Here is a 6,196-nt window from a genome sequence, read left to right as displayed (position 1 = left end):
GCGTAGAGGAAACACTCCTTTCCATTCCGAACAGGACAGTTAAGCTCTACAGCGTCAATGGTACTGCATGGGAGACTGTGTGGGAGAGTAGAACGTCGCCAGGTTACAATAAGAGTCGAATTACGGCTCTTATTTTTTTATATTTTTATAATTAATATAGTGAATTTTAATTTGTAACAGTAAGCGTAAAAGATACCATAGATATTTTTAATATACTTAAATATAAATTTTTATCTATAAAAACCTAAGCAATACATTAGTGTATTGCTTAGGTTTTTCTTTTTTTTATGAAGTATTATCATATAAATGTTAGTAAATTTAATAATTTATTAAAAAAATATTCATAGATTTAAAAAGTATGAAATATATATTTATAGAAATATGTAAAACTAATTATATAAGGGGGATAAAAATGAAAGGTAGTAAAATGAAAGTTTTAGCAAGGATTTTAGTAGGGTTTATGGCTGTCTCTTGGATTCCAAGTATATCTTATGCAAAAACATTTGAAACGCCAATTGATGCTGTTAAAGCTTTGTCGGAGGAAAGTCGTTCACGTATTGATAAAATTGAAGTAGAAGGTTCATTTGTTATTGATCCAGCTATTTTAAGTGAACCTAATGAAATTGTTAAGGTTATTGTTGAACTAAAAGAACCTTCAATGGCTGAAGTAGTTGATATTGAAAGAGAAAGTAGAAGTATTAATAAAGATGAAAAAAATATAGTTCATAAGGAAGTAATAGATAAAGAGCACAATACTTTTAAAGAAAAAATAAATAAATTTTCAAAAGAAAAAAAGATAAATGAAGAGAGTGAAATGAAAATATTAGATGAGTATTATTACACATTTAATGGTATATCAATGGAAATTCCAAAGTCAGAAGTAGAAACATTACTTGAAACTGGGGTAGTAAAGCGTATTTGGAATGATGAAATTGTCCAAGCTCCCCAACCAGTGGAAATAGAAGAATCAGAAAAAACAGAAGGACTACCAGCTCCATTGCCTTATATTGGGGTTGATAAATTACATGGAGAAGGTGTAAATGGAGAGGGAATTAAAGTTGCTGTCCTTGATACAGGAATAGATTATAATCATCCAGATTTAAAAGATAGTTATAAGGGTGGATATGATTTTGTTGATAATGATGATGATCCAATGGAAACAACTTATCAAGATTGGTTAAATTCAGGGGCTTTTGAATCTAATTATGGGGGTTATTATTATACTACTCATGGTACTCATGTATCAGGAACAATAGCGGCTAATCCGAAGAATGATACAGAATATGCAATGACTGGAGTAGCACCAAATGTAGATTTATATGTATATCGTGTTTTAGGGCCTTATGGTAGAGGCGATACTTCTAATATTATTTCAGCTATTGAGTATTCTGTAGAGCAAGGTATGGATGTTATTAATTTATCCTTAGGTAGCTCTTATAATACAGCACTTGATGTTGCTGCCATAGCAATTAATAATGCAGCAAGGCTTGGAGTAATACCATGTGTAGCAGCAGGTAATTCAGGTGAAGGAGTTGGAACTTTAGGTACACCTGGAACATCACCTCTTGCTATTACTGTTGGTGCAAGTACAATGCCAACTGATGTGCCAACTACAGAGCTTAAGTTAGGTGAAGTTAATGTTAATGCAAGTTTATTAGCAAGTAATTTTGGTGATGATGAAAAGAAGATTGGAAATAAGAATTATGAATTAGTTGATGTTGGAATAGGGGATCCATATCAAGTAATTAACAAAGATTTAAGTGGAAAAGTTGCAATTGCTAAGCGTAGTTATTTAAATTTAAATATGATAATAAATGGTGCGCAAATTGCAGGTGCAGAAGCTATTATTATATATAATAATGAAGATGGTGAAATTCCTTATTTCTTAGGTGAGGATGCAAACTATATACCTACATTCACTTTAACAAAGGTTGATGGTGAAGCTGTACTTTCTGAATTAAATAAGGCACCATCTGAGACTTTATTTATCGATGAATTAACTGAAAATATTTATCCAGGTGACTATTTAGCATCTTTTAGTTCACGTGGACCAGTTTTAGATAATTATGATATTAAGCCAGATGTTGTAGCACCAGGTGTAAATATTGTATCTACTTATCCAGGATTTATGAATTCTCGTTATGATGATGAGGTTGATTACACTAAAGCATATTATTCAAGTAATGGTACATCAATGGCAACACCACATGTAGCAGGAATTGCAGCTCTAATTTTACAAGCTAATCCAGAATATGATGTAGATGATGTAAAAGCAGCTTTAGCTAATACTGCAGAACCATTAGCTGAAGAATATAATGTGTTTGAATCTGGTGCCGGACGTGTTAATGCATATGAAGCTGTTCATGCTGATAACTTAGTTCAAGTTATGGATAAAGTAGATAGTGTTAATGTTGATGGAGAAATTGTTCAAATAGATAATATAGCTCCTTCACTTAGATTTGGACAAATCTATGAGTCTTTAAATGATGAAGTTAAAACATTAGAAGTTAAAATTTCTAACTTTAGTGATAAAGATGAGGTATATAATGTATCAGTAGAGTTTTTAACTATTTTAAATAGTGCTGGTGTTACATTAGATCCAACTAAAAATGGAGTTACTCTTGATATTGCTGATACAGTAACTGTAGCTGCAAACCAAGTAGCATCTTTAAATGCAACTATTAATATACCAACTATTGCAGCTCAAGGGATTTATCAAGGATATGTTTATTTTACAAACTCAGAAAATAGTAATGAAATGTTTAAAGTTCCATTTGCTGTTAGACATTCAGAAAAAGGTTTTGATTATGTAAAAACTAGTCGTTTTGCGGCAACAAATGATCAAGATGGAATACATTCTAACTCATCATCAAAAGTATCAGCTATTTTTAAATTAAATAGTCCAATGAAAACAATGGATATAGTTTTAAGCGAACTAGAAAGCGGAAAACCACTTGGGTTTATTGCAATACTTGATGCCACTAATGCTGCTTTTGATGTAGAGTACACCTTAAATGGATTCTTTAATGGATATTATCTACCAATATTAAGTAGTGATAAGCTTGGTCAATCTACTTTAGTTCCTGAAGGAGAATATAAAGTTTCCTTTGTAGTAACAGGTATAGATGGAGAGGTTTATGAAGTATCTTATCCATTAATTATAGATAATAAAAAGCCAGTTATAACATTTGACGAAAATAGCAATCCAGGTTTATATGAAGTTTCAGAAGAAGATTTAACAGTAGAAACAGATAGTAATGGTGTTGAATATAAAGCGTTATGGTTCCATGGAAATATGTATGATTCTACTATTGAGCGTTTATTAGAGCTTGGTTATGACACAGATTGTAGAGGTGTTGATATTGATCAATCTTACAACACATTAAGTATACAAAAGAACTATAATTACATTAAAGAAATAGTTAAGCCAGATAAAAATGGTGATTTTAAATTTAGTGTACGAATGGATGAACTAAAGGATACACCAGTAAATACCAAGGTATCTTACTATGACTATGCAACAGCAGGAAATTTAGTTCCAGAAGTAATGTTTGTTGCAAGGGAAGATCAAGCTTATACTAATGTAACTTATAATAAAGAGAGTGTTAAGCTTGGTGAATCATTAACATCAACAGTTAGTATTAACAATGCAAAGGATTTTGTTAAGGGATCATTTAAACTTGATATTAAAAGTCAAAATTATGAATACAATGTGAAATTAAGTGAATCATTCTTAAAGGCAGTAGAAGAAGCTGGTGGAACAGCAAGACTTGAGAAGCCTTCATCTTACTGGACTGTGTACGATGTAATAGTAGAAGGAGCTTCTTTAACAGGTGATCTAGATGTATTAGAGATAGACGCGAAGGTTATTTCAGATAAATATTGGGATGGTAAAGTTTCTTTTGTTGGAGATAGTGATATCAGTTACGTAAATTCACTTGGTAGGAATGAAACACTAAAAAACTATTCAAAGGGATTTGATTTAATTTCAAAAACATCTATGTTAATGGTTGATATATCTCGAGGAGAAGCATTAACATATGATTATGAAAGAGCAGGGGCAAGAGCATGGTTAGTAGATAAGTCTGGTAAAGAATATAATGCAACAAGAATAAACTATAGTGGAATGGCACAAATTGAAAATATACCAGCAGAAGAAGAGTATACTTTATATGTTGATATACCAGGACATTTCTTATATTCAACGCCAATTTCAATGTGTGAAAAAAATGCAAATGGAGAAAAAGTAGGTATATATAAAATGTGGTTCCCAGATAAAATTTTAGCTGGAGATATAAATAGAGATGATGTTATAGATATAAATGATGCTTTATACATTGTTGATAACTATTTAAGTAAAAATAGGGAAGCTGATATTAACTATGATAATATTATAAACAATTTTGATATATGGTACGTAATTAATAATTATGGTATCAAAAACCCAACAGCAGAGACTGCACCAGAACCAATATTTGAAAATGATGGTATAGTTCTTGATGATATAATTGAAGATCTTGGTGATGAAGTTTCAAACTTAAGACTTAAGTTATTAATTGATAAAGTAAATGGGCTTGATGAAAAAATTTATACTGAGGAAAGTTGGAAAAATGTTAAGAGTGCTTTAGATAATGCTATAACGGTTAATGAAAATAAAGAATCAACTCAAGAAAATATTAATGCAGCTAGAGCATCATTACAAGAATCAGTAGATTTATTAGTTAAGCTTGATATTGTAGTGGCAAAGCCATCTAACTTTAAGGCAAATCCTTCATCAACAACAATGGATTTAAGCTGGAGTGAACCAATTAGTATTGTAGGATTACAAGAATATATAATATATAAAGATGGTAAAGAAATTTTAAGAGTTCCAGTTGGAAGTAATAAAACTACTATTGAAGGGTTAAAAGTAAATACTATATATGGATTTAAAATAGTTGCTCAATTTAGCAATGGAGAAAAATCCAAACCTTTATCAATTAACGCTAGGACAACAAAATAATATGATATACTTTTAAGTATATATATGTTATAGATTTTAAAATAAGGTATTACTAAATGTAATACCTTATTTTTAATTTTATTATAGTATTAAAAATACTTACTTTAATGGAATGGAGGAATATTTATGATAAAAGGATTTAATATAGAAGAATTAGATGATGTAATGAAAATTTGGCTTGATACTAATATAGATGCTCATAAATTTATAGAAGAAGAGTATTGGATTAAAAATTTTGAAATGGTTAAAGAAATGATACCAAATGCTGATATTTATGTTTTTTATGATGAGGGAATTATAAAAGGGTTTATAGGTATTGTTGAAGAAAGTTACATAGCAGGACTTTTTGTAATGAAATTATACCAAGGGAAAGGAATAGGAAAAAAATTAATAGACTATTGCAAGGAAAAATATAAGTGTCTTTCTCTTGATGTTTATGAAAAGAATAAAGAAGCTGTAAATTTTTATAGTAACAATAATTTTAAGGTAGTAGAGAAAAAGATTAATGAAGAAACAAGAGAAGTTGAATATAATATGATTTTTGATAATAAATAATTTAAAGGTGATATAAATAAAAGTAAAAGAAATATTCTCTCAATATATCAGTAATTTAAAGTTAAAAAACTGATATATTGAGAGATTTTTTTAAAAAATATATAAATATAGAGTAAATAAGAAAAAGAGAGTTGCTTTTTTATATGGCAGGAGTTTTATTTTATAACAAGAAAATACGAAATATAAACAAACAAATATGAATATAGTTCGTGAAAATAACATTATTTACATTTATTAAGCATATTGAAAAAGAAAACTAAACCTAGTGTATCAATGTATGATAATAAGAGGAAAAAGGAATAAATAGTAGCAATAATAGAATAAATATTTAAAATTAGATAGAATTATTAAAACTAAATTACTATACGTGATATTATAAGTCTCGTTCCAGTGAGGAACAAACAAAAACCACTAAATAAGACAAGCTTTCGACAGAAAAAACTTTTTAAAAAAGTTGTTGACAAGAAAGAATGTCGGTGGTAAGATAATGAAGTCGCTTAAGGGCGATGAGGAAAAACAAAATGAAATAAACGAGCAAAACAAGTAGTTATGCACTTTAAGACATTTTGATTGGTCTTTGAAAATTGAACAGAATAAAAGTTAAGTAATAACCAGCAATTCTTTTGAGAGTCTTAAAAA

General features: G+C 29.3%; 2 protein-coding genes and 1 rRNA gene. All 3 read left to right on the top strand.

The window, feature by feature from the left end; genetic code table 11:
- A 5S ribosomal RNA gene (gene rrf / locus ACRDBA_RS00585) occupies positions 1-104 on the top strand; the annotation flags it as partial.
- Positions 105-412: 308 nt separating this feature from the next.
- Positions 413-5,002 carry a glycoside hydrolase domain-containing protein gene (locus tag ACRDBA_RS00580; RefSeq protein WP_438571008.1) on the top strand — a complete coding sequence of 1,530 codons (4,590 nt, stop codon included), beginning with the start codon at positions 413-415 and terminating at the stop codon, positions 5,000-5,002.
- Positions 5,003-5,128: 126 nt separating this feature from the next.
- Entirely contained in the window at positions 5,129-5,557 is a 429-nt protein-coding gene (locus tag ACRDBA_RS00575; RefSeq protein WP_438571007.1) for an N-acetyltransferase, read from the top strand.
- Positions 5,558-6,196: the final 639 nt, after the last annotated feature.

Source organism: Clostridium sp. (assembly GCF_051654825.1).
Taxonomy (GTDB): domain Bacteria; phylum Bacillota; class Clostridia; order Clostridiales; family Clostridiaceae; genus Clostridium.
Note: the sequence above shows the minus strand (reverse complement) of the source record. Positions and strands in the feature narration are given on the sequence as shown.